23 protein-coding genes are annotated in these 22828 nt (G+C 75.1%); 17 read left to right on the top strand and 6 right to left on the bottom strand.

The window, feature by feature from the left end:
• The first annotated feature begins 53 nt into the window (after positions 1-53).
• Positions 54-1886, top strand: coding sequence for a dynamin family protein (locus tag ACFV4N_RS10310; RefSeq protein ID WP_499672210.1), 1833 nt, complete (start codon positions 54-56; stop codon positions 1884-1886).
• Positions 1886-3286 carry a P-loop NTPase family protein gene (locus ACFV4N_RS10305; RefSeq protein WP_499672181.1) on the top strand — a complete coding sequence of 467 codons (1401 nt, stop codon included), beginning with the start codon at positions 1886-1888 and terminating at the stop codon, positions 3284-3286. The genes ACFV4N_RS10310 and ACFV4N_RS10305 overlap by 1 nt, the downstream gene beginning before the upstream one ends.
• Here ACFV4N_RS10305 and ACFV4N_RS10300 read toward each other — a convergent pair.
• The gene (locus ACFV4N_RS10300; protein ID WP_499672180.1) at positions 3279-4094 is read right to left on the bottom strand and encodes a LysR family transcriptional regulator; all 816 of its coding nucleotides are present in this window, start codon (positions 4092-4094) and stop codon (positions 3279-3281) included. The two genes, ACFV4N_RS10305 and ACFV4N_RS10300, sit on opposite strands and share 8 nt — an antisense overlap.
• Before the next feature lie 76 nt (positions 4095-4170).
• Here ACFV4N_RS10300 and ACFV4N_RS10295 point away from each other — a divergent pair, with 76 nt between their 5' ends.
• Positions 4171-5004, top strand: coding sequence for a PhzF family phenazine biosynthesis protein (locus ACFV4N_RS10295; RefSeq protein ID WP_499672179.1), 834 nt, complete (start codon positions 4171-4173; stop codon positions 5002-5004).
• Here ACFV4N_RS10295 and ACFV4N_RS10290 read toward each other — a convergent pair.
• On the bottom strand, positions 5001-5426 hold the full coding sequence (locus ACFV4N_RS10290) for a nitroreductase family deazaflavin-dependent oxidoreductase (protein ID WP_499672178.1): 426 nt from the start codon (positions 5424-5426) through the stop codon (positions 5001-5003). The two genes, ACFV4N_RS10295 and ACFV4N_RS10290, sit on opposite strands and share 4 nt — an antisense overlap.
• A 340-nt stretch (positions 5427-5766) precedes the next feature.
• Here ACFV4N_RS10290 and ACFV4N_RS10285 point away from each other — a divergent pair, with 340 nt between their 5' ends.
• Positions 5767-6750: a LysR family transcriptional regulator gene (locus ACFV4N_RS10285; protein ID WP_499672177.1), complete on the top strand. Its 984-nt coding sequence runs from the start codon at positions 5767-5769 to the stop codon at positions 6748-6750.
• Positions 6751-6780: 30 nt separating this feature from the next.
• On the opposite strand, the gene ACFV4N_RS10280 is transcribed toward ACFV4N_RS10285, so the two are convergent.
• On the bottom strand, positions 6781-7578 hold the full coding sequence (locus ACFV4N_RS10280; RefSeq protein ID WP_499672176.1) for an NAD(P)H-binding protein: 798 nt from the start codon (positions 7576-7578) through the stop codon (positions 6781-6783).
• Positions 7579-7673: 95 nt separating this feature from the next.
• On the opposite strand from ACFV4N_RS10280, the gene ACFV4N_RS10275 reads away from it, so the two are divergent.
• The 4 genes from ACFV4N_RS10275 to ACFV4N_RS10260 all read left to right on the top strand — a co-directional run bounded on the left by ACFV4N_RS10275 (position 7674) and on the right by ACFV4N_RS10260 (position 10759).
• Entirely contained in the window at positions 7674-8048 is a 375-nt protein-coding gene (locus tag ACFV4N_RS10275; RefSeq protein ID WP_499672175.1) for a winged helix-turn-helix transcriptional regulator, read from the top strand.
• A gap of 151 nt (positions 8049-8199) precedes the next feature.
• Positions 8200-9261 (top strand): gamma-glutamylcyclotransferase, encoded by a 1062-nt coding sequence (locus tag ACFV4N_RS10270; RefSeq protein ID WP_499672174.1) that lies wholly within the window; start codon positions 8200-8202, stop codon positions 9259-9261.
• Between the two features lie 97 nt (positions 9262-9358).
• On the top strand, positions 9359-9973 hold the full coding sequence (locus ACFV4N_RS10265) for a DUF4232 domain-containing protein (protein ID WP_499672173.1): 615 nt from the start codon (positions 9359-9361) through the stop codon (positions 9971-9973).
• On the top strand, positions 9974-10759 hold the full coding sequence (locus ACFV4N_RS10260; RefSeq protein ID WP_499672172.1) for an alpha/beta hydrolase: 786 nt from the start codon (positions 9974-9976) through the stop codon (positions 10757-10759). It begins immediately after the preceding gene.
• 353 nt (positions 10760-11112) lie between these two features.
• On the opposite strand, the gene ACFV4N_RS10255 is transcribed toward ACFV4N_RS10260, so the two are convergent.
• Positions 11113-11475 (bottom strand): hypothetical protein, encoded by a 363-nt coding sequence (locus ACFV4N_RS10255; protein ID WP_499672171.1) that lies wholly within the window; start codon positions 11473-11475, stop codon positions 11113-11115.
• A gap of 324 nt (positions 11476-11799) precedes the next feature.
• On the opposite strand from ACFV4N_RS10255, the gene ACFV4N_RS10250 reads away from it, so the two are divergent.
• From ACFV4N_RS10250 to erm, 8 genes are all read left to right on the top strand, one after another.
• On the top strand, positions 11800-12597 hold the full coding sequence (locus ACFV4N_RS10250) for a hypothetical protein (protein ID WP_499672170.1): 798 nt from the start codon (positions 11800-11802) through the stop codon (positions 12595-12597).
• Positions 12598-12730: 133 nt separating this feature from the next.
• On the top strand, positions 12731-12991 hold the full coding sequence (locus ACFV4N_RS10245) for a hypothetical protein (protein ID WP_344033880.1): 261 nt from the start codon (positions 12731-12733) through the stop codon (positions 12989-12991).
• A gap of 1 nt (position 12992) precedes the next feature.
• Positions 12993-13244, top strand: coding sequence for a hypothetical protein (locus ACFV4N_RS10240; RefSeq protein WP_344033881.1), 252 nt, complete (start codon positions 12993-12995; stop codon positions 13242-13244).
• Positions 13245-13248: 4 nt separating this feature from the next.
• On the top strand, positions 13249-16053 hold the full coding sequence (locus ACFV4N_RS10235) for an FtsK/SpoIIIE domain-containing protein (protein WP_499672169.1): 2805 nt from the start codon (positions 13249-13251) through the stop codon (positions 16051-16053).
• On the top strand, positions 16050-16481 hold the full coding sequence (locus ACFV4N_RS10230; protein ID WP_499672168.1) for a hypothetical protein: 432 nt from the start codon (positions 16050-16052) through the stop codon (positions 16479-16481). The genes ACFV4N_RS10235 and ACFV4N_RS10230 overlap by 4 nt, the downstream gene beginning before the upstream one ends.
• Positions 16482-16714: 233 nt before the next feature.
• A complete protein-coding gene (locus tag ACFV4N_RS10225) occupies positions 16715-17443 on the top strand; it encodes a GNAT family N-acetyltransferase (protein WP_499672167.1) in 729 nt (242 codons plus the stop codon).
• 41 nt (positions 17444-17484) lie between these two features.
• Positions 17485-18492: an NADP-dependent oxidoreductase gene (locus tag ACFV4N_RS10220; protein WP_499672166.1), complete on the top strand. Its 1008-nt coding sequence runs from the start codon at positions 17485-17487 to the stop codon at positions 18490-18492.
• A 194-nt stretch (positions 18493-18686) separates the two neighbouring features.
• Positions 18687-19445 carry a 23S ribosomal RNA methyltransferase Erm gene (gene erm, locus ACFV4N_RS10215; protein ID WP_499672165.1) on the top strand — a complete coding sequence of 253 codons (759 nt, stop codon included), beginning with the start codon at positions 18687-18689 and terminating at the stop codon, positions 19443-19445.
• A 62-nt stretch (positions 19446-19507) separates the two neighbouring features.
• Here erm and ACFV4N_RS10210 read toward each other — a convergent pair whose 3' ends face one another.
• The gene (locus ACFV4N_RS10210) at positions 19508-20704 is read right to left on the bottom strand and encodes an amidohydrolase (RefSeq protein WP_499672164.1); all 1197 of its coding nucleotides are present in this window, start codon (positions 20702-20704) and stop codon (positions 19508-19510) included.
• Positions 20694-22331, bottom strand: a complete 1638-nt coding sequence (locus ACFV4N_RS10205; RefSeq protein ID WP_499672163.1) for an FAD-binding oxidoreductase — start codon at positions 22329-22331, stop codon at positions 20694-20696. The genes ACFV4N_RS10210 and ACFV4N_RS10205 overlap by 11 nt, the downstream gene beginning before the upstream one ends.
• Positions 22332-22347: 16 nt before the next feature.
• Between ACFV4N_RS10205 and ACFV4N_RS10200 the strand changes: the two genes are divergently transcribed.
• A partial coding sequence (locus ACFV4N_RS10200) for a TetR/AcrR family transcriptional regulator (protein WP_499672162.1) occupies positions 22348-22828 on the top strand: 481 nt, incomplete at its 3' end.

Genomic DNA, 22828 nt, shown 5'->3' with positions numbered 1-22828 from the left:
GACCGGCTCTCGCTTTCCCCCCGACGGGTGTTGGCGGCACACTCTGGTGGGTGATGTCCGCGCCTTGGCTCGCCGTGCTCGACGACACGATCCGGGCTTGCGCCGCGCACAACCGGCCCGACCTGGCCGAACGGTTGCGCGAGAAGCGCGCCCGCCAGCTCGACCCCAAGATCCGGGTCCTCGTCGTCGGGGAGCCGAAGCAGGGCAAGAGCCAGCTCGTGAACGCGATGGTGAACGCCCCGGTGTGCGCGGTGGGTGACGACGTCACCGGCACCGTTCCCACCTTCGTGCAGCACGCGGAGACGCCCTCCGCGGCGCTCGTGCGCGGCGCGACCATCGCGAACACGCCCACCGAGCGCTTCGCGCCCCACCCCGTGCCCACCGAGCGCATCCCGGTGCCGATAGACGAGCTGGCCAGGCAGGTCAGCACCGGCCACGGCGACCTCGTCCGGGCGGAGGTCGGCATCCCGCGCGCCCTGCTCGACTCCGGCCTGGTGCTGATCGACACGCCGGGCGTCGGCGACCTGCGCCCCGCGCACACCGCCAGCACGTTCACCGCGCTGCTCCAGGCCGACGCGGTGCTGATGGTGTCCGATGCGACCGCCGAGCTGTCCGACTCCGAACTGGAGCTGCTCAAGCAGGTCATGACGTCCTGCCCGAACGTGGTCGTGGTGCTCACTAAGATCGACATCGCGGCGCAGTGGCGGCGCGTGGTCGAGCGGAACCGGGCGCACCTGGCCCGCGCGGGCGTGACCGCGAAGCTGATCCCGGTGTCCTCGGCGCTGCGGCTGCGCGCGGCCCGGACCGGGGACAAGGCGCTCAACGCCGAGTCCGGGTTCCCCGAGCTGATGGCGTGCGTGCGGCAGGACATCCTGGCCGCCGCCGACCTGCTGGCCCGCCGCTCGGTCGCGGTCACCGCCGCCTCGGCCATCCGGCAGCTCGTCGTCCCGGTCCGCGAGGAGCTGTCCGCGCGGGCCTCGCACCGCGCCGGGGACACCGTGGCCGCGCTCAACGAGGCGCAGCGCCGCATCGACGAGCTGCGCCGCCGGTCCGCGCGCTGGCAGGTGGTGCTGGCCGACGAGATGGCCGACCTGCTCTCCGACATCGAGCACGACCTGCGCGACCGCACCCGCCGCATCCTGCGCGAGGTCGAGCGGACCTTCGAGACCGCCGACCCGGCGCTGGGCTGGGACGAGTTCGAGAAGTGGCTGGAGGACAACCTCACCGAGGCGGCCGCGGCGAACTTCGCCTGGCTGCTGGACCGCTCCGAGTGGGTGGCGGAGAAGGTCGCGAAGAGCTTCCCGGTGGCGCGCGACGACCTGCTGCCCGAGTCGGTCTTCCCCGACGACGTGCTGGACCGGCCGGCGCCGCTGGACAAGCCGCTGATCGAGAAGTTCGGCCTGGCGCAGAAGGCGTTCACCGGGCTGAAGGGCTCCTACGGCGGCGTGCTGATGTTCGGCCTGGTCACCAGCCTCGCCGGGATGCCGCTGATCAACGCCATCTCGCTGGGCGCGGGCGCGCTGTTCGGCGGCAAGTCGATCCTGGACGAGAGCGACCAGCGGCTGCGCCGCCGCCAGGCCGCCGCGAAGGCCGCCGCCGCGCGGCACGTGGACGACTTCTTCCTCAAGTTCAGCAAGGACTGCCGCGACGCCGCCCGGCACGTCCAGCGCAGCCTGCGCAACCACTTCACCACGCTCGCCGAGGAGATGCAGGAGACGCTGCTGGAGTCCGCCCGCAGCGCGCGCCGGGCCGTGCAGGAGGACACCACCGAGCGCGAGCGCCGCGCCCGCGAGGCGCAGCGCGAGCTGGACCGGCTGGTGAGCCTGTACCAGCGGGTGCAGGCGCTGGCGGGCGGGCAAGCGCCCCCGCTGGGGATCAGCGCCTGATGGCGGTGGAGGACGAGGTCGGGGCGCTGCTCGTGGACGCCCTGGCGGTCTACCGGGACAGCCCTCGCGCGGTCGCGTGGCTGCGCGGGCACCTGGAGCGGCTGGGCGAACCGGTGCGCGTGGCCGTGGCGGGCGCGCCGCGCTCGGGCAAGTCGACCGTGGTCGGCGCGCTGGTCGGCGAGGAGTTCGCGCCGCCCGCGGTCACCACGTGGTACCGGGACGGGGCGCGGGCGCGGGCGTTCGCGGGCCAGTACGAGGCGCCGATCGCGCGGCGCGACGGCAAGGCGTTCGTGGACGCGCCGGACGCCGAGCGGGTCGTGGTCGAGTGGCCGTCCCGCTCGCTGCGCGACCTGGTGCTGGTCGACACCGCGCCGGGCACGCCGGTCGAGCAGGTCTGCGGCGAGGCCGACGCCGTGCTGTACCTGACCAGGCATGTGCACGCCGACGACGTGCGGTTCCTGCGGGCCGCGCACGACCACCCGGTGGCGCGGGCCGCGCCGGTGAGCACCGTGCTGGTGCTCGCGCGGGCCGACGAGATCGGCGGCGGCCGGATCGACGCGCTGTCCTCGGCCAAGCAGATCGCCCGCCGCTACCGGCGCGAGGCCGCCGTCCGGCCGCTGTGCCAGAACGTGGTCGCGGTCGCCGGGCTGCTCGCGGTCGCCGCCCGCACGCTGCGGCCCGAGGAGTTCGCCGCGCTGGCCGCGCTCGCGTCGCTGGCGCGGACCGAGCTGGAGGACCACCTGCTGTCCGCCGACCGGTTCGTGGGCGAGGACTTCCCGGTGCGGCTCGACCCGGCGGTGCGGCGCGGGCTGGTGGACCGGTTCGGCATCTTCGGCGTGCGGCTGACCACCACGCTGATCCGGCAGGGCTTCGACACCCAGGTCAAGCTGACCGGCCAGCTGGTGCAGCGCAGCGGCCTCGGCGAGCTGCGCGACTCGATCGGCGTCTACTTCACCGAGCGCCGCGGGGTGCTCAAGGCCCGGTCGGCGCTGCTCGGCCTGGACGTGGTGCTGCGCGCCGAACCGCGCCCCGGCTCGGCGGGCCTGGCCGCGGCCGCGGAGCGGGTGGTGGCCTCCGCGCACGACTTCCGGGAGCTGCGGCTGCTGGCCGCGCTGCAGTGCGGGCGCACGCGGCTGCCCGGCGAGCTGGAGGCGGAGGCGTCCCGGCTGGTCGGCGGGCTGGGCACGGACCTGCTGGTGCGGCTGGGCGTGGCCGAGGACGTGGACCCGGGCGAGTACGGCGCGGACGAGCTGCGGCACGTCGTGCTGGACGTGCTCGCCCGCTGGCGCGACCAGGCGGCCAACCCGGCGCTGGACCAGGCGCGGCGGCGGGCCGCGGCGGTGGTGGTGCGCAGCTGCGAGGGGATGCTGGCCGAGGTGGAGCGGACCCGGGTCAGCTGACCGCCTCGATCACCGCCCGCACCGCCGCCGACGGCGTGCGCCGCGGGTCGGAGACCAGGAACAGCGTGCTGTCCGGCAGCTCGCGCACGCGCTGGAGCGTGCCCGCGTCGAGCTGCTCGGCCACCGCCACGCGCGGCAGCACGGTCCAGCCCAGGCCCGCCACCGCGCACGACCGGACGGCCTCGATGCTGCCGAACCGGGTGATGCTCGGCGCGGCGGACAGCTCGCGCACGAACCGGTCGCTGTAGGAGCACCCCTCCTCCAGCAGGAAGTACCGCTCGTCCAGCACCACGCCGGGCGCGGCGACCAGCTCGATCGGCTCCACGCCGACGGCGGTCGCCTTCAGGCCCGGCGCGGCCACCGACTCCTCCAGCACCAGGGCCAGGTCGAGGGTGCCGTCGCGGACCCCGGCCAGCGCCCGGCGGGTGCCGGCGGGCGACAGGTGCACGGTGATGCCGGGGTACCGCAGCGCCACGTCGGCTATCCGCTGCGGCAGCCGGTAGGCGCACACGGACTCCGGCGCGGCGACCCGGACGTCCCCCTCCACGGCGGTGCTGCCGCGCACCGCGTCCCGCAGGCGCTGCTCGGCGGTCAGCACCTCCCGGGCGTGCTCGACGGCCTGCCGGCCGGCCTCGGTGAGCCGGGCGCCGCTGGGCAGCCGGTCGAACAGGCGCGCGCCGAGGTGCCGCTCCAGGGCCTTGACCTGGCTGGTCACCGTGGATTGCACGAGGTGCAGCTCGGCCGCGGTGGCGGTGAAGCTGCCCGTGCGCGCGAGCACCAGGAGGGTGCGCAGGAGGCGGGTGTCCACCACATCGACAATACCGATAGGACTGATCGCTGGGAATCGTTGGACTCGATGATGGCACGTGGGGGACGCTGTCCCCATGACCGCAGAGGCACCCACCGGCACCGTGCTCCGCTACAGCGCCTTCACCACCGACCCGGCGGGCGGCAACCCGGCCGGCGTCGTGCTCGACGCTACCGGCCTCGACGACGCCGCCATGCTCCGCGTCGCCGCCGAGGTCGGCTACTCCGAGACGGCGTTCGCCTTCCCCCGCCCCGAGGACGGCGAGTTCGACGTCCGCTACTTCAGCCCGCTCGTGGAGGTCCCGTTCTGCGGGCACGCGACCGTGGCCACGGCGGTCGCGCTGGGGCGGACCGGCCGGCTGCGGTTCCACACCAGGGCCGGGCTGGTCGAGGTCGACGCCGCGCCCGGCGCCGCGAGCCTGACCAGCGTGCCCACCTCGTCGGAGCCTGCGGCGGAGCGGGACGTGGGCGCGGCGCTGGCGGCGCTCGGGTGGTCGGCCGGCGACCTGGACCCGCGCTACCCCGCGCACTGGGCCTACGGCGGGGCGCGCCACCTGGTGCTGGCCGCGCGCACGCGCGAGCGGCTGGCGGCGCTGGACTACGACTTCGACGCGCTCGGCGACCTGCTGCGGGCGCACGGCGCGGTGACCGCGCACCTGGTGCACCGGCGCGCGGAGGGCGTGTTCGACGCGCGCGACCCGTTCCCGGTCGGCGGCGTCGTGGAGGACCCGGCCACCGGGGCCGCCGCGGCGGCGTTCGGCGGCTACCTGCGGGCCATCGGGGAGATCACCCGACCGGGCGTGCTGACCATCCACCAGGGGGTGGACCTGGGACGTCCGAGCACGCTGGAGGTCCGGGTCTCGCCCGACGACCCGCGGGTCACCGTGACCGGCGCGGCGGTCCGGATCTAAGCGCGCTCCAGGACCACCACGGGGATCTCCCGGTCGGTCTTCTCGGTGTACTCGTCGTAGGCCGGCCACACCTCGGTCATGAGCCGCCAGAGCCGCTCGCGCTCCTCGCCGGTCGCCACGCGGGACCGGACGCGGAACCTGTCCGCCGCGACCTGGACCTCGGCGGTGTTGTCGGCCTGCATGTTCCTGAACCACGCGGGGTGGTCGGTCGAGCCGCCGTTGGAGGCGACGACCACGTACGCGTCGCCGAGCGCCCGGTAGATCAGCGCGGTGCGGCGCGGCTGCCCGGTCCTGCGCCCCCGCGTGGTCAGCAGGAGCGTGAAGACGCCGGGCCGCCACTCGTGGCCCTCGGCGCCGTTGGTCTCGACGTACTTCTGGATGTGTTCCCTCACCCAGCCGACGGGGCTGTCCACCACTGACATGCCACCGAAGCTACCGAGGGAGGGCCTCCGCCGCTCGTCGGGCGGGGCCGCCGGTCGCTACTCCCCAGTCACGACCGGCGGCCCCGACGGGGTGGGGACGTCCGCCTCTCACCCCCTGGCGCGCCCGGTCCTCCGGCGCAGCTCCGGACCCCGCCCGCGTAAACGGGGTCCGGGTCGCTCGGTCGCGTCGTGAGACGCGGTCGGACCGGGCGGCCACGGCCTGCTCGCCCTAGTAGATCTGGCTCTTGCGGCGCATCTGCTCTCCTCGGCTCCGGTACTCCGCCAACTATGACCGGCGCGGGGGCTGGCGGCTCATACGAAAGGGGGATAGAAGAGCGTTATGCCCGAGCTGGAGCTCCGCCACCTGCGCGCGGTCTGCGCGATCGCCGAAGAGGGCAGCCTGACCAAGGCCGCCACCCGCCTGGGGCTCACGCAACCCGCGATGAGCGCCCAACTGCGGACCGTCGAGCGGATCGTCGGCGGCCGGCTGTTCGACCGCACGCCCAACGGCTCCCTGCCGACGGACCTGGGCAGGCAGGTCGTCGGCACGGCCCGGCTGGTGCTCGACGAGGTCGAGCAGCTCGTGGTGCTGGCGCGGGGCCGCAGCCGCGGCGACGCGCCCGGACCGCTGCTCGTCGGCGGGGTGCCCACGCTGTTCTTCGGGTCCTTCGTGGAGGAGCTGCGGCGGGTCATCCCCTGCTCCGGGGTCCGCACCGAGATCCTGCCCGGCGCGTCCGACCTGCTGGAGCTGCTGGTGTCCGGGCAGGTGCACCTGGCCGTGCTGGACCGGTTCGAGGGGCTGGAGCGGCGCGAGCTGCGCGGCCTGGAGGTCCGGCGGCTGGTCAGCGAGCCGCAGTTCGTGGCGCTGCCCGAGTCCGACCCGCTGGCCGCGCAGGAGGAGGTGGACCTCGCGCAGCTCGCCGACCGGGACTGGGTGTCGCCGCCGGACGAGATCGTCGGCAACCGCCTCCAGGTCTTCACCGCCTGCGCCGAGGCGGGGTTCACGCCCCGGTTCACCCACCACGTCAACGAGGCGAGCACCGCGCGCGGCCTGGTCGCCAACGGCGCGGTGTCGTTCGCGCTGCCCCAGTCGCGCGGCGGCGACGGCATCGTCATCCGGCCGCTGCGCGGCGCCCCGCTGATGGTGGACCTGCTGCTGGCGACCCGGCGCGAGGGGCCCGCCGCCGGCCGGGCGGACGACGTGTTCGCCGCCGCGGCCAGGGCGTACCGGGCGGTGCTGCCCCGCAACCCCGGCTACGCGAAGTGGTGGCGGGAGCACCCCGAGGCGCACCGGGAGATCGACGCGGCCCTGCTGCTGGGCTGACCCGCCGCCACCCGGTCCCCGGACCGGGCGTCACAGCGCGCGCACGGCGTCCTCGATCGTGGTGGGCGCGCGGCCGATCAGCTTCTCCAGGTCCGGCCGCACCTCCGCCAGGGCGCCGCGGCCGATGGCCACCTCGATGTCGGTCAGCAGCTCGGCCACGAAGCCGGGCAGGCCGAAGCCCTCCAGGCCCGCCACGCGCTCGGCCGCGGTGACCGGCGTGTGCGTGGTGCCGCGCAGCGCGGCCAGCTCGTCGAAGCTCCACGCCCGCGGCCCGGTCAGCTCGTGGACGGCGTTCTCGTGGCCCGGTTCGGTCAGCGCGATCGCGGCGGCCAGCGCCAGGTCGTCGCGGGACGCGCTGGCGACGCGGCCGTCGCCGGCGGCCGTGACGAGGGGGCCCGGGTTGAGGTAGTTCTCGTGGTACATGCCGTTGCGCAGGAACGTGAACGCCACGCCGGTCTCCCGGATGGCCTCCTCAGTCGCCCGGTGCGCGGCGGCCAGGCCCAGCGGCGAGGTGTCGGCCTGGAACACCGACGTGTAGAGGATGTGCCGGACGCCCGCGTCGGCGGCGGCGCGCACGGCGGCCCGCTGCGATCGGATCCGCTGCTCGTCGGGCCCGTCGGCGGACACGAGCAGCAGCTTGTCCACGCCCGCGAAGGTGCGCGAGAGGTCGCCCGCGAAGTCGCCGGGCCGCACCTCCACGCCGAGGTCGCCGACCCGCTCGGGGTGGCGCGTGGCCGCGACCAGCTCGCCGGCCGGGAGGCGGGTCCGGGCGTGGTCGAGGATCAGGGAACCGAGCCGGCCGGACACGCCGGTGATCAATGTCGTCATGCCGCTGAACGTAGGCAAGTAACTTTCGATTCGTAAGTACCTACTTTTCCGTGGGGTACTTACAGTCCGGTAAGTCTCCAGCTAGAGTGCGGTCCATGGGCGAACCGGCTGACGTCTACGACCCGAACTGCCCGTCCCGGCTGATCGCCGACCACGCCACGAGCCGGTGGGGCACCCTGGTGCTCGCCAAGCTGCTGCGCGGCACGATGCGGTTCGGCGAGCTGCGCCAGGCGGTGACCGGGGTGAGCGAGAAGATGCTCGCCCAGACCCTCCAGGCGCTGGAGCGCGACGGCCTGGTGCACCGCGAGGTCCACCCGGTGATCCCGCCGCGCGTGGACTACTCCCTCACCCCTTTGGGCACCCAGATCGCGGAACGGGTCAAGGGGCTGTTCACCTGGATCGAGGACAACCTGCCGAGCCTGGTGGCGGCGCAGGAGGAGTACGACGCGCGGCGCGCGGCGAACGTGTGACCGATCACGTCCAGCCCTCGGACCTGTGCCGCGTACGAGCACGCCCGTCGCGGGTGCGTCGCCGGCGCAGAGCTGCGGACATCCGATCTCTGTGACGGTCGGTGAACCCAACGTCAGGTGAATTCCCGGTGAGATTTGCCAGAATGGGGTCATGACGCAGCCGTTCACGGACGATAGTCACCCGGCCGAGCCCTACCCGGGAGCTCGGCCGGGACACTGCTTCGTGCACCTCGACGGCGCCGGCTGGCCGGTGACCCCCGACCCGACCGCCGTGTCCGGGTGGCGGGTCGCACCGGACGGGGCGGACCTCGACGACTGGCTGGCCGGGCACGGCGAACCGCCGCTGACGGGCCGGATGCCGGTGCTGGCCTACGGCTCCAACGCCAACCCGGCCAAGGTGACGTGGTTGCGGGAGGAACTCGGCCTCACCGGCCCGGCGGTGGTGCTGAGGGCCCGGTGCGAAGGGCTCGCCGCGGTGTGGGCCGCGGGGCTGCGCAAGACCGACGGCCAGCGGCCGGCGACGCTCGCCGCCGCGCCGGGCGTCGAGGAGGAGCACGCGGTGTGGTTCGCCACCGCCGAGCAGCTGCGCGTGCTCGACCGCTGCGAGGGCCGCGGCCTGCGCTACCGGCTCGTCCGGGTGCGCACCGGCCGGGTCACCCTGTTCAACGGCGCCGTCGTCGACTCCGTGCTGGCCTACACCGGCGCGGGCTGGCGGCGGATGCCGCTGCTGGTCAACGGCAGACCGGTGCGCTGCGCCGACGTGGACCAGCGGGGCGCCCACCGCCTCGCCGGGCGGCCCGCGGACACCGACGGCCTCGACGTGACGCCGGTGCACGGCGACCCGACGCCGGACGACTGGCCCGACCGCCTGTTCGCCTACGGCACCCTCCAGCCGGGCATGGGCGCGTGGCACCTGGTCGAGCCGTTCGTGGTCGGCGACCCGGTGCCGGCCGCGCTGCCCGGCATGCTGCACGACACCGGCCTGGGCTACCCGGCGCTGCGCCCCGCGGGCGGCCCGACCGTGCCCGGCCACCTGCTGCGGCTGGCGAACCCCGAGGACGCCCTGCCCGTGCTCGACGAGTACGAGGGCGACGAGTACGCGCGCGTCCGCGTCGCCCTGCCGGACGGCCGGGTCTGCTGGACCTACGTGTGGCGCTCCGAGGTGGGCGACATGCCGCTGCTCGACGGCGGCTGGGTCGAGAACCACCGTTGATGCCCCCGATCCGGTGAATTCTTCGCCGGGTCAGCCAACCACCCGGCCGCGGGGTACGTCCTCCGGGTAGACCACGCACCCGAGCCAGGAGGTGGACATGAGGCGACTCGCCGTCCTCGGCGCCCTCGCGGTCGCGCTCACCGCGTGCGGCAACCCGGGCCCCGCCGCCGACCGGTCGACCGTCGCGGTGGAACCCGGGTCGAGCAGCGACGGCGTGGCCCCCGTGCCGCCGTCGTCCGCGCCCCTGGCCACGCCGCCCTCGCCGACACCGCCCCCGTCGACGCCGCGGGCGTCCGGCCGGTGCACGGCCGCGGTGCTGGCGGGCGAGGTCCAGCCCGGCGACCCCGCCGCGGGCAACCGGCACGCCAAGCTCGTGGTGACCAACAACGGCCAGGCGCCGTGCACGCTCAACGGCTACAGCGGCCTCCAGCTGCTCGACGCCTCCGGGCAGCCGGTGCCCACCGACCTCCAGCGGACCACCGACCCGGGGCCCACCCTGGTGACCCTGCCGCCGAAGGGCCGGGCGGCGGCCAACCTGGGCTGGACCGTCGTGCCGACCGGCGACGAGCCCGTGCAGGGGCCGTGCGAGCCCGAGGCCGCGCAGGCCAGGGCCATCCCGCCGGACGAGACCCAGCCGATGAGCCTGTCCTGGGGCCTGGGCCCGGTGTGCGGCGGTGGGAAGATCGAGATCAGCGCGTTCTACCCTGCCTAGGTGATCGAGTCCAACGTCCCCGGCCACGCCGGGGAGCTAGCCGTCCGCACCTGGCCGAACCTCGACGCCACGTGGCTGGCCGTGCTCGTGCACGGCTACGGCGAACACGGCGGCCGGTACGGGCACGTCGCCGACGCCCTGGTGGGCGCGGGCGCCCTGGTCGTCGCGGCCGACCACGTGGGCCACGGCCGCTCGGCGGGCGAACCCGCGCTCGTCACCGACTTCGACGGCGTGGTCGCCGACGTGGCCACCGCGGTCTCCTCGGCGGCCTCCGACCTGCCCACGGTGCTCGTCGGCCACTCGATGGGCGGACTCGTCGCGGCCCGCTACGCCCAGCTGCACCCGCTGTCCGCGCTGGTGCTCTCCGCGCCGGTGCTCGGCACCTGGCACGGGCTGGACCTGCTCTCGCTGCCGGAGGTCCCGGACACCCCGATCGACCCGGACGTGCTGTCGCGCGACCCCGAGGTCGGCAAGCGGTACGCCGCCGACCCGCTGGTGTGGCACGGGCCGTTCCGGCGGGAGACGCTGGAGGCGCTGGAGCGCGCCCTGGACGAGGTGAACTACGGGCCCACGCTGGAGCACCTGCCCACGCTGTGGCTGCACGGCGACGCCGACGAGCTGGTGCCGCTGGCCGACACGCGCACCGGCACCGACCGGCTGCGCGGCCTGCTGTTCGAGGAGCGCATCTACCCCGGCGCCCGGCACGAGCTGTTCAACGAGACGAACTCGGACGAGGTGCTGGCCGACGTGGTGGCCTTCGTCCGGAGGGTGCTCGACCTGGGCTGAGGGTTGGGCCGGGGCTGAGCCAAGGGCCAGGCCGGACTGAGGGCTGGGCCGCCGGGCTGAGTCGAGCCGAGGGCTGGGCGGGGCCGAGGGTCGGGCTGAGTCGAGGCCGGGCCGGGCCGCGCGACGCGCCGGCGGCCACCTGCCGCGGCCGGGCCCGCCCTCGCGGGGCCTGCCGCGGTCGCTTCCCCGATGCCCGACGGCGCGCCCGTGACCGCACGCCCGACGGTGGGGATCGCCCCGCCGCGCGGTCGTCCCGCGTGGTGGGGCGATCCCCGGGTCGAGCAGGTCACGTCGAGGGGGTGGCGCGGCAGGCGCGGTCGCCGCCCCACCCGTCAGACGCGGGTGCGCGAAGGTCAGTCGTCGTCTTCGTCGTCCCAGCCCTCGGTGGCGGTGGCGTTGCTGTAGCCCGTCGCGGCGCCGTCGTCACCGGAGAAGCTCCACACCTCGTGGTGGCCCGCGTTGTCGCCCTCGTACGTCCACGACAGCTGGGCCCAGTAGCCCGCACCGTCCTCGCCGGCGTACAGGTAGTCCTCGGCGAAGTACGAGTACTCCTCGGAAGCGCCGGCCACCACGTTGTGGATGACCGCCCCGTCCGAACCGGCCGCCGCGGTCCCGCCGTCGTACTCCACGACGTCCGCGGACGCGAGACCCGCGGCGCCGAGCATGAGCGGCAGCGCGGCGACGCCGGCGACCACGAAACGGATGATGCTGCGCATGGTTGAACCTCCTGGTTGTCGTGTGGTGCCATGCGAAGACATCGTTACCGGGGTGGACCGGCCCTCGCCGGGCTGCTACCGCATCGTGTGACGTCCAGTTTGAACAGGCAAAACGCCCTGATCAGCGGTCATCACAAGGGGTGTTCGCAAGGCTGAGCTTGTGAGTGACGGCGGGTGAACCACGGGGTCCACCCGACCAGGTCGTGGACATCGCCGCGCCGGAGGAGTAGAAGCCCCGGCGACCGTCGCGGCGGGTCCGCCGGCGCGGGTCCGAAGCGGGCCGCTGACGCGGCGCGCGCGGATCGTGGACAATTTCACCCCGAGATGGCAGAGGACGACCTGGAGCTGCTGATCACCGCGGTGGTGGCGGCCGACGACGAGCGGCAGGCGCGCGAGGCCTGCGGCGGCCTGCTGCGCCGGGTCGGCGGCCGGGTCGTGCGGACCCTGGACTGCTCGGACGAGGAACCCGGCTGCTGGTCGGTGACCATCAGCCTGGTCAGCGGCGAGCGGGTGGGGCAGAACGTGGCGGGCGCCCTGGCCCGCGCCGTGCGGACCTTCGTGCGGCGGCTCGACGACGGGCTGCCGCTGCCGCGCGTGGCGTGCGAGCCGCCCACCGCGTGGACCGTGCTGGACGACCCCGAACCGCTCGACGCGCTGGTGCCCGGCGTCGAGCGGCTGCTGGTGGAGGCCTGGGCGGGCGGCGACCCGCAGCACCGCGAGCAGGCCGAGCCGGAGCCGCCGGCGGCGGAGGACCGCGAGCCCGCGTCGAGCACCAGGCTGCTGCTCCGGGTCGACGTGGCGACCGACCGGTCCGCCGGGGCCGAGTGGCAGGCACGGGCCGTGGCGAGCCGGGTCGCGCGCAATGGCAAGATCACCCGAGTGGCTCCCCGGGGTGATCTACTGAGCGTGCACGTCGACCTCGGTTCCACCGGGAATTCACCTGACGTGGCGCTACGGGAGGCCGTGGCGTCGCTGGGCCGTTCGGGGTGGTCCGGCCCGGCGTGGTCCGGCCCGTCGGCGACGGCGCGCTGGTCAGCCGCGCCCGTCCCACCAGCCGGGATAACCGCGCTTGAACTCACCGCGACCCCGGCTTCGGCATTCGTGTGGACGGTGCCCGACTGACCTCGACATCACTAATCCGATCGAGTGGTCTTCGCCTCCACCCGATTAGCCGATACCGCTTGTGAAACGTGATAATTCAGTTTCTAATTTCAACAATAGGAACACCAACTTTCCAGGAGGGTCGGGAGCGCACATGGCCAGCATCGGAGAGGTCCGCGGCTTGATCGAGCAGGCCATCGCGAAGGCCAACGAGAGCGTGAGCGCCCTGCAACAGGCCGCTGACCTGGTCGAAGACGCCCAATCGCTGCTCAGCACCGCCACCGAGGGCAGCAACAGGTCCGAGGCCGAACAGGTGAACGCGCGATTCGCCGAGGTGGTCAGCGGGGTATCCGACCTCCAGAAAACACTGAGCGCCGGGATCAGCCAGGCCGAAGGCATGAATTCAGAGCTGTGACGTGACGTCCATCGGCGAGGTCAAGCTCGCGCTCGAACAGAGCTGCGAGTTGCTCCGTGATGCCTACCGGTGCGTCCGGGAGGCCGAGAGCGCGTTGGTCGAAGCGGTCGACGCGCTGGGCAAGGCGAGCGCCAACCACCACCAGCCGCTGCTGCCACCGGAGTTCGCCAAGGCCCGGGAGATGTTCGCCGACGAGCTGGAGCTGATCGTCACGAGCCTCGAACTGGCCCGACGACTGACGACGGAGCTGTGACGACGTGAGCAGGCGGGAGGATCGCCAGAGGCGGATCACGGACGCCTTCGAGGAGTTCCGGCGCTCCGTGGCCGCCGCGCTGGGCAACGCCTCGCGCGAGCACCGCCTCGCCGCCGAGGAGCACGCCCGCGGCATCTTCGAGGCCGTGCTGCGCGGCGAGGGCGTCGACCGGGCGCTGGACGACCCGCTGCTGGCCGGGGTGCTGCGCAACGAGCTGTTCGACCAGCACGTGGCCCAGGCGGTGGCCGACCGCGTCGAGGCGTTCCGCGAGTGGTCCGAGCACGGCCCCGACCGGCTGGCCGCGCTGGTCGGCGCGGTGGCCGACGGCCCGGCGTCCCGCCCGCCCGAGGAGTGGCTCGGCACGCCCGGCGCCGCGGACGGCAGCGAGGGCGTGCCGGAGCTGTGGCGCATCGGCACGGGCACGGTGCCCAGCGCGCCGGAGCGCCGCGGGTTCCCGGTCGCCGTGCCGCTGCTCGACCAGGCCCACCTGCACGTCTCCTCCACCCACGCCGGCCGCGTCACCGCCGAGGGCATGGTGGAGAACCTGCTGCTGCGGCTGCTCAGCCACTTCCAGCCGGGCCTGGTGCACGTCCACGTGTGGGACGTCGGCCAGCTCACCGGCGCGCTGCCCGGCCTGTACCCGCTGACCCGCGCCGGGCTGCTCACCGTCCACGACCCGGCCCGGCTGCACGAGCTGCTGGACGAGCTGTCCGACCACATCCGCCGCGTCCACACCGGCGTGCTGGTCGAGGGCCACCACTCGGTGGGCGCCCACTCGGCGGGGGTGACGGGCGGCCGGCGCACCGAGCCGTGGCGGGTGGCCGTGCTGTTCGGCAACCGCCGCCCGCTCAAGGAGGAGCACCAGCAGCAGCTCCAGCGGGTGGCGCGCAACGGGCTGGCCGCGGGCATCCAGCTCGTCGTCGTGGACATCCCGGTCACGGTCAACTCGGCGGTCGAGACCGTCACCGTCACCGACGACCTGACCGCGAAGTGCACCATGACCGGCGACAACGTGGTCGTCGAGCTGGACCCGCCGTTCCCGCGCGACCTGGTGCCCCGCGCGTGCGCGGTCATCGCCGAGGCCCGCGAGGCGCGCCGCACCCGGCTCAGCTCGTTCGGCGACCTGCTGCCCGAGGACCTGTGGCGGGAGAGCTCCGCGGCGGGCGTGGTCGCGCCGGTCGGCTTCCACGAGGGCGAGCCGGTGCACGTCGCCCTGGGCGACACCTCGCCGCACGCCCTGATCGGCGGCCCGAGCGGGTCGGGCAAGACGAACTTCCTCTACGCCATGCTCGGCAGCCTGGCCGCCCGGTACGCGCCGGACGAGCTGGAGCTGTACCTGCTGGACTTCAAGGAGGGCGTGTCGTTCGCGCAGTTCGCGCCGGGTCGCAAGGACCCGACGTGGCTGCCGCACGCGCGCCTGGTCGGCGTGAACGTCAACACCGACCGCGAGTTCGGCGTGGCGCTGCTGGCGTTCCTGGCCGACGAGATGCGCCGGCGCGCCGACGCGGCCAAGCGGCACGAGGTCACCAAGCTGGAGCAGCTGCGCGAGGAGGACCCGGACGGCCACTGGCCCCGGGTGGTGGCCGTGATCGACGAGTTCCAGTACCTGTTCGCCGAGCGCGACCAGGTCACCGCCAAGGCCACGCAGCTGCTGGAGGACGTGGCCCGGCGCGGCCGGTCGCAGGGCATCCACCTGGTGCTGTCCAGCCAGGACGTGTCGGGCATCGAGGGCTTCTGGGGCAAGTCGGCGATCTTCGAGCAGTTCACCGTGCGGATCGCGCTGCCCAAGGCGCGGCGGGTGCTGGCCGAGCCGCAGAACGACGCCGCGGTGGAGCTGCCGCGCTGGCACGCCGTGGTCAACCACGAGTCGGGCGTGCGGCCGGGCAACGAGGTCGCGCGCATCCCCGACGCCACCCGCAAGGGCACCATCGACGCGTTGCAGGTCGAGCTGCACCGCCGCCGGCCCGCGGACCTGGCCGAGCCGATCCTGTTCGACGGCAGCAAGGTGCCCGCGCTCGGGTCGCTGCCCGACTACCGGGCCCTGCGGCCAGGCACGGCCCACCCGACCGTGCTGCTCGGGCAGGTCATCGACGTGGCGGGCAGCGCGGCCAAGGTCCGGTTCGCCCGCACGCCCGGCCGGAACGTCGCGGTCATCGGCTCGCTGGCCGAGGACGCGGCGGCGGTGCTGGCGGGCGCGGCGCTGTCGCTGGGCCGCCAGCACGAGCCCGGCGAGGCCCGGTTCACGCTGGCGCACCTGACCGAGGACGCCTGGCCGCACGCGGACCGGCTCGCCAAGCAGCTGCGCGACGCCGGCCACGAGGTCGGGCTGGTGGGCCTGGACGGCATCCGCGGGCTGGTCGACGACACCGCGACCCGGATCACCGCGAGCATGACCGGTGAGACGGGCGCGCCGCTGGAGCCCCACTACGTGGTGGTCTACGCGGTGGACGCGGCGCAGGCGCTGCTGGAGATCAAGGACGACAAGCGGGTCTCCGGCGTGGACCGGCTGCGCACGGTGCTCAAGCACGGCCCGGAGCACCGGACGCACGTGCTGGGCTGGTGGCGCGGCGTGCAGCGGCTGAAGAACAGCCTGCCGCCGGGCGTGTACGACGACGTCGGCGCCTGGGTGGCGTTCGACGTGCAGGGCAAGGACCTGGTCTCGTTCGGCCCGGAGCAGGTGCTGACGTGGTCGCCCCGACCGCGGCGCGGCCTGTTCTTCGACCGGTTCGAGCACTCGCGCCCGCAGGTGGTCATCCCGTTCGACACCGAGCCGCGCCGCGGTTCGGCCCTAGCCGGGGAGGAAGCATGATCGGACACGCGTCCTTGGTGCCGGTGCAGCGCACCAGCGGGGAACTCGTGCCGCGGACCGTGCCGGGCTCGGCGGTCGAGCGGTACAAGGAGGTCGTGCGGCAGGTCGACCAGTCGCTGGAGCGGATGCGCGAGCACGACCGCGAGCGGGTGCGGCTCATGGTGGGGTGGCTGATCGCGTCCCAGGAGCGGATGGCCGCGGTGATCGAGCAGGAGCGGGTCACCAGGGGCCTGGCGCGGGTGCACTGGGAGGCCGTGGTCGAGCTGCTGTGGGACGAGCGGTGGATGAAGATCACGCCGATGCCCGCGCCCGACGAGTCGGTGCCGCCGCGCTCGCAGCAGGAGTACGACGAGGCGATGGACCGGGCCTACCGGGCGTTGGAGGAGGCCGCGCAGAAGCGGTCCCTGCTGCGCCGCAAGAGCGCCTGAGGGGCTCCGCGGGCCGGGCGGCGGCGCCCGGGTCGGCCACCGCGGCGCCCGGGCGGCGGCCACGGCAGCCGGGCGGTCCCACGGCGTCCCGGGCGGCGGCCACGGCGCCCAGGGCGGCGACTGCGGCGTCCCGGCGGCCCCACTGCGCCCGGGTCGGCCACCGCGGCGTCGGGCGAGGTGATCCGGCGGACATCCGGGCAGGCGGGGCGCGACGCCCGGGTGATGATGCGGTCATGCGCGTGCTCCCCACCCCCGCCGACGTGATCTCGTCTCACCCCGACCCGCTCCTGCGCTGGTCCTCGCAGTCCCTGCGGCCCGGCCGCGGCGGGGCCGCGTGGGCGCACGGCGACGCGGTGGCCGTGTGGGCGCCGGGCCTGTACCGGCGCGACCGGCTGGTGCTGGCCGGGCCGCCCGCGGACGTGGCGGTGCTGCTGCGGGAGCACGACCGGCCCGGCGCGCGGCCGCTGATGACCGCGGAGCTGGCCGGGGAGCTGGCCGCCGAGCTGGACCGGCCGCTGCTGGGCGTGTTCGGCTGGATGGAGCGCACCGGGTCGGTGGACGCGCCGCCCGACGGCGCCCGGTGGCTGGCCGAGGACGAGTGGGGCGAGGTGGAGGCGCTGCTGCGCCGGGCCAACCCCGACTCGTGGGCGTGGCCGGGCGAGCCGCGCACCACCAGGTGGGCGGGGCTGCGCGCGGAGGACGGCGCGCTGGCGGCGGTGGCCGCGGACGCGTGGTCGACGCCCGGGGTGGGGTTCATCGCGGGCGTGGCGACGGACCCGGTCCACCGGGGCCGGTCGCTGTCCACGCGGGTGTGCGCGTTCGTCGCGGGCGCGCTGCTGGCCGAGCACGGCACGTGCGCGCTGATGGTGGACGCCGGGAACCGGGCCGCCGTCGGCGTGTACCGGCGGTTGGGGTTCGCCTACCGCAGCGTGGGGGTGCTGGGCGACGCAGGTCACAGCTGACGGCCGGAACAGCGCCCGGAAGCCGCGCGGTTGTCACTCGTATGACCGCACCGAGCACCGCGCGTGAGATCCGCCTCGCCTCCCGGCCCGTTGGCTACCCGACCCCCGAGAACTTCGAGCTGGTCGAGGCGCCCGTGCCGACGCCCGGCGACGGGCAGCTGCTGGTCCGCAACCTGGTGATGAGCGTCGACCCGTACATGCGCGGGCGGATGAACGCCGGCAAGTCCTACGTGCCGCCCTTCGAGCTGGGCGCGGCGCTCGACGGCGGCGCGGTCGGCGAGGTCGTGGCGTCCCGCGCGCCCGGTTTCGCCGAGGGCGACGTGGTGCTGCACGGCGCGGGCTGGCGCGAGTACGCCGCGGTGGACGCCTCCTCGGCGGTGCGGGTCGACCCGGGGGCCGCGCCGCTCGGCGCCTACCTGGGCGTGCTGGGGATGCCCGGCATGACGGCCTACGCGGGCCTGCTGGACGTGGCCTCCTTCAAAGAGGGCGACGTGGTGTTCGTCTCCGGCGCGGCGGGCGCGGTGGGCCAGGTCGCCGGCCAGGTGGCCAGGCTGCGCGGCGCGAAGCGGGTCATCGGCAGCGCGGGCAGCCCGGCCAAGGTGAAGTACCTGGTGGAGGACCTGGGCTTCGACGCGGCGTTCGACTACCACGACGGCCCGGTGGCGGACCTGCTCGCGGCGGCCGCGCCGGAGGGCATCGACGTGTACTTCGACAACGTCGGCGGCGAGCACCTGGACGCGGCGCTGCTGTCGTTCAACCTCTACGGCCGCGCCGCGCTGTGCGGCGCGATCTCGAACTACAACACGCCCGAGCCGGTGGGCCCGACGAACCTCGGCCTGGCCGTGGGCAAGCGGCTCACGCTGCGCGGCTTCCTGGTGCGCGACCACGAGCACCTGCGCGAGCAGTTCACCCGCGAGGTCGGCGGCTGGGTGGCCGACGGCAGCCTGCGGTACCGGGAGACCGTCACCGAGGGCCTCGACCGCGCGCCCGAGGCGTTCATCGGGATGCTGCGCGGCGAGAACGTGGGCAAGGCGCTGGTCACGCTGTAAACCGTTGGCGGGCCCGGCCGCGGGGCGCTAGGTTCGCCGGCATGTGCGCAGCCGCGGGTGTCGCAGTGATAAAGCTCCGCCGCTCCTAGCGGCCGGGGCTCGCCCCTCTTCGTGAAGCTCCGCCGCTCCAGCCGACCAGGCCGGGCGGCCACCCGTGCTGCCCGGCTCGAACGCCACGAGTCGCGGAGCCCTCCTTGCGCACCCACAACGACGGCCGGCACGAGCTCGGCCAGAACTTCCTCACCGACCCCGCCGCGATCCGCGCGGTGGTGGACCTCGTCGCCCGCACCACCGGCCCGATCGTCGAGATAGGACCCGGCGGCGGCGCCCTGACCCTGCCCCTGGAGGAGCTGGGCCGCCCGCTGACCGCCGTGGAGGTGGACGGGCGGCGGGTCCGCGAGCTGCGCGACCGGGTCGGCCCCGGCACGTCGGTCGTGCACGCCGACTTCCTGCGCTTCCGGCTGCCCGCCGCGCCGCACGTGCTGGTGGGCAACCTGCCGTTCCACCGGACCACGGCGGTACTGCGGCGGGTCGTCCACGCCTCCCACTGGACCGACGCGGTGCTGCTGGTGCAGTGGGAGGTCGCGCGCCGCCGGGCGGGCGTGGGCGGCGCGACCATGATGACCGCGCAGTGGTGGCCCTGGTACGACTTCGCGCTGCACCGCCGGGTGCCCGCGTCGGCGTTCCGCCCGCGCCCCGGCGTGGACGGCGGGCTGCTGACCGCGACCCGCCGGCCGCGACCGCTGGTGCCCGACCCGCGGCGGCGGGAGTACCAGGCGTTCGTGCACCGGGTGTTCACCGGGCCGGGGCGCGGGCTGCGGCAGGTGCTGCGGGCGGCGTACCCGGCGGCGCGCACCTCGGCGTGGGCGCGGCGGCACGGCGTCACCGACCGGGCGCTGCCGCGCGACCTCGGCGCGGCGCAGTGGGCGGAGCTGTTCGACCTGGTCCGCTAGACCGGACCGCCCCTGCCCGGACCGACCCCGCCCGGACCGACCCCGCTGGACCTACCCCCTGCCTAGACCAGCTCGCCCTCCGCGGCCACGACCCGCCCCGCGTGCACGACCAGGGTGCGCGGGGCGCGGTCCATCACCGCGGCGGTCACCGTGTCGCCCGGCACCACGACCAGGTCGGCGGGCGCGCCCTCGGTCAGGCCGAGCGCCGCGCCGAGCACCGCCGCGCCGCCCCGGGTGGCGATGTCCACGCACATCTCCACCTCCTCGTCCCGGCGGAACCCGTTGCGGTGGGCCAGCTGCCAGGTCCGGTCGAGCATGTCGCCGTCGCCGTAGGGCGACCAGTAGTCGCGGATGCCGTCCTGCCCGAGGCCCAGCCGCACGCCCGCCCGCCGCAGGGCGCGCAGCGGCAGCGGCTCGCGCGCGCCGGGCGCGACCGTGGTCACCGCCACGTCGTGCTCGGCCAGCAGCTCCACCAGCTCGTGCTGCCGGTCGACGTCCACAGTGGACAGGGCGAAGGCGTGGCTGACGGTCACCCGGCCCTGCAGGGACAGCACGCGCACCCGCTCGCAGATCAGCTCCACCTGGAACGCGCCGAGCGAGCCGGCGTCGTGCAGGTGCACGTCCACGCCGCGCTGGTGCTTCTCGGCCAGGCCGAACACGACGTCCAGGTGCCGCACCGGGTCCCGGTCGAAGCCCGCCGGGTCGAGCCCGCCGACCAGGTCCGCGCCCGCCCGCAACGCGGCGTCGAGCAGCTCGGCCACGCCCTTCTCCCGCAGGATGCCGCACTGCGGGAACGCCACCACCTCGACGTGCGCGCGCCCGGCGTGCCGCTCGCGGGCGGCCAGCACGCCCTCCAGCCGCTCCAGCCCCGAGTCGGCGTCCACCTGGGCGTGGCTGCGCACGTGCGTGGCGCCGGCCGCGATGGTGCGGCCGAGCGTGTACGTGGCGCGGTCGGCCACGGAGCGCTCGGCGGACCGCCAGTTGCGGCGGTCGTTCTCGACCAGGCCGGCCAGGCCCGGTTCGGCGGTGTGCGGGCGGAACGGCAGGCCCAGGCGCGTGGAGTCGAGGTGGGCGTGCGCGTCGGTGAACGCGGGCAGCAGCACCCCGCCCCGGCCGTCGACCACCGGGACGCCGTCGGGCGCGTGGAGGTCGGGCGCCAGGGCGGTGACGCGCCCACCGGCGCACAGGACGTCGAGCGGGTCCGTGCCGGGGGCGCTCGGCCACGGTCGCACGGAGCGGATCAGCAGGTCACCGGTCACCAGGCGACGCTACCCCCGCCGCGCGCGGCCCGCCGGCGAGGAGCTTCCCCGGGTTGAGCACGCCGGTCGGGTCGAGCACGCGCTTGGCCGCCGCCAGCACGTCCAGGCCGAGCGCGCCGACCTCCGCCTCCAGGTAGGGGGCGTGGTCCGCGCCCACCGCGTGGTGGTGGCTGATCGTGCCGAGCCCGGCGATGGCCTCGCTCGCGGCGGCCTTGGCGACCTGCCACTGGCCGACCGGGTCGGCGGTGTCGCGCGCGGCGACGGCGGTGAAGTACAGCGACGCCCCGGTCTCGTAGGCGTGCGAGATGTGGCACATGACGATGCCGCCGCCCAGCGCGTCGAGCAGGGCGCTCCGCACGGCCGCGCGCAGCTCGTCGAGCCGGGACCAGTGGGTGGCGGTCTCCAGGGTCTCCACGCACACGCCGACCTCCATCAGCGCGTCCCGCTGGCGCGGGCCGTTGAACCGGCCGTGCCGCCACGCCTCGCCGAGCGGCGTGCCCAGGGGCACCAGCCGGTGGCCGCGCAGGGTGTCGCGGCGCTTCCGCGCGACCTCCGCCGCGTCGCGGCCGTGCCAGCCGAGGACCAGCAGGCAGGGCCGCCGGAGGCCGCGCGCCCGGAGGTAGGTCTTGAGCGCCGTGGTCTTCCAGCCGCCCGCCAGGGCGAGCGTCACCTCGGTCTCGTCCACGTCGGACAGCCGGGTCACGTCGGCGAGCACCCGGTCCTGGGCCAGGGCGCGCACGACCCGTTGCCCGCGCTCCCAGCCGTCGACGGCGAAACCCTCGTAGCGCTCGACCGCCGGCCGGGGCCGCACGCGCAGCGACACCTCCGTGATGACGCCGAGCACGCCCTCGCTGCCGACGACCAGCTGCTTGAGGTCGGGGCCCGCGGCGGACGCGGGCGCGCCGCCCAGCCGCCACTCGCCCGCGGGCGTGGCCAGGCGGACGCCCTCCACCAGGTCCTCGAACCGGCCGTAGCCCGACGACGCCTGGCCGGCCGACCGCGTGGCCGCGAAACCGCCGATCGTGGCGCGCTCGTAGGACTGCGGGACGTGGCCGGTGGTCAGGCCGTGCGCGGCGAGCAGCCGGTCCGCGCGCGGCGCGGTCACCCCGGCCTGGAGCACGGCCAGCCGGGACACCGGGTCGACCTCCACCAGCCGGTCCAGCCGGGACAGGTCGAGCGCGATCACCGCGGCCTTGTCGCCGCGCAGGGCCTCGACGCCGCCCACCACGGACGTGCCGCCGCCGAAGGGCACCACCGCCACGTCGTGCTCCACGCAGACCTTGAGCACGTCGACGACCTGCTCCGGGGCGCCCGGCAGGACCACCGCGTCCGGCACCGCCAGCCCGCCCTCGCCGCGCTGCCGCAGTAGGTCCACATAGGACAGACCGCCGGCGCGGCCGAGCCGCGAGTCCCGGTCGACCCGGACGAAACCGGGGCCGACGACGTCGTTGAGCGCGGCGCGCGCGTCGTCGTCCAGCGCCGACCCGGGCACGGCGGGCGGGCGGGCCGGGGTGCCGGCCCCGGTCAGGCCGATCCGCCGCCGGAGCCACTGGAGGGCGTGCGGCGGCAGGTGCCCGGCCTCGGGGGTCCAGCGACCCCGGAGGGTGTGGTCGATGCGCTCCGTCACCGCTACAGTGTGACACATGACGTCCCAACGTCACAGTGATGACGCCCTGCTCGACGCGGCCCGCGACTGCGTGGTCGAGGTCGGTGTCCGCCGCACCACGCTGACCGACGTCGCCAAGCGCGCGGGCGTGAGCCGGATGACCCTGTACCGGCGGTTCCCCGACGTGAAGACCCTGGTCCGGACCCTGATGACCAGGGAGTTCACCACGCTGCTCCAGCGCGTGGAGGTGACCGGCGACAACGCGCGGGAACGCCTGGTGGCGCAGGCCATCGCGGGCATCCGGCTGCTGGCGGCCGACCCGCTGATGCGGCGGGTGCTCGACCTGGACGCCGAGCTGATGCTGCCCTACCTCGTGCAGCGGCTGGGCAGCACGCAGCGGCTCGTCGAGGCGTTCCTGGTGGCGCGGGTCGAGGAGGGGCACGCGGACGGCTCGATCCGACCCGGCCCCGCCGCCGCGCAGGCCCGGCTGGTGCTGCTGACCACGCAGTCGCTGGTGC

This window comes from Actinosynnema sp. NPDC059797 (genome assembly GCF_042732085.1).
In the GTDB taxonomy this organism is placed as follows: Bacteria; Actinomycetota; Actinomycetes; order Mycobacteriales; family Pseudonocardiaceae; genus Actinosynnema.
This window is presented reverse-complemented; position numbering and strand designations above follow the sequence as displayed.

Bases quoted from the DNA above. Each gene is read 5' to 3' on its own strand.
- ACFV4N_RS10310 (WP_499672210.1), top strand. From the start codon at position 54: ATGTCCGCGCCTTGGCTCGCCGTGCTCGACGACACGATCCGGGCTTGC.
- ACFV4N_RS10305 (WP_499672181.1), top strand. From the start codon at position 1,886: ATGGCGGTGGAGGACGAGGTCGGGGCGCTGCTCGTGGACGCCCTGGCG.
- ACFV4N_RS10295 (WP_499672179.1), top strand. From the start codon at position 4,171: ATGACCGCAGAGGCACCCACCGGCACCGTGCTCCGCTACAGCGCCTTC.
- ACFV4N_RS10290 (WP_499672178.1), bottom strand. From the start codon at position 5,426: ATGTCAGTGGTGGACAGCCCCGTCGGCTGGGTGAGGGAACACATCCAG.
- ACFV4N_RS10285 (WP_499672177.1), top strand. From the start codon at position 5,767: ATGCCCGAGCTGGAGCTCCGCCACCTGCGCGCGGTCTGCGCGATCGCC.
- ACFV4N_RS10280 (WP_499672176.1), bottom strand. From the start codon at position 7,578: ATGACGACATTGATCACCGGCGTGTCCGGCCGGCTCGGTTCCCTGATC.
- ACFV4N_RS10275 (WP_499672175.1), top strand. From the start codon at position 7,674: ATGGGCGAACCGGCTGACGTCTACGACCCGAACTGCCCGTCCCGGCTG.
- ACFV4N_RS10270 (WP_499672174.1), top strand. From the start codon at position 8,200: ATGACGCAGCCGTTCACGGACGATAGTCACCCGGCCGAGCCCTACCCG.
- ACFV4N_RS10265 (WP_499672173.1), top strand. From the start codon at position 9,359: ATGAGGCGACTCGCCGTCCTCGGCGCCCTCGCGGTCGCGCTCACCGCG.
- ACFV4N_RS10255 (WP_499672171.1), bottom strand. From the start codon at position 11,475: ATGCGCAGCATCATCCGTTTCGTGGTCGCCGGCGTCGCCGCGCTGCCG.
- ACFV4N_RS10250 (WP_499672170.1), top strand. From the start codon at position 11,800: ATGGCAGAGGACGACCTGGAGCTGCTGATCACCGCGGTGGTGGCGGCC.
- ACFV4N_RS10245 (WP_344033880.1), top strand. From the start codon at position 12,731: ATGGCCAGCATCGGAGAGGTCCGCGGCTTGATCGAGCAGGCCATCGCG.
- ACFV4N_RS10230 (WP_499672168.1), top strand. From the start codon at position 16,050: ATGATCGGACACGCGTCCTTGGTGCCGGTGCAGCGCACCAGCGGGGAA.
- ACFV4N_RS10225 (WP_499672167.1), top strand. From the start codon at position 16,715: ATGCGCGTGCTCCCCACCCCCGCCGACGTGATCTCGTCTCACCCCGAC.
- ACFV4N_RS10220 (WP_499672166.1), top strand. From the start codon at position 17,485: ATGACCGCACCGAGCACCGCGCGTGAGATCCGCCTCGCCTCCCGGCCC.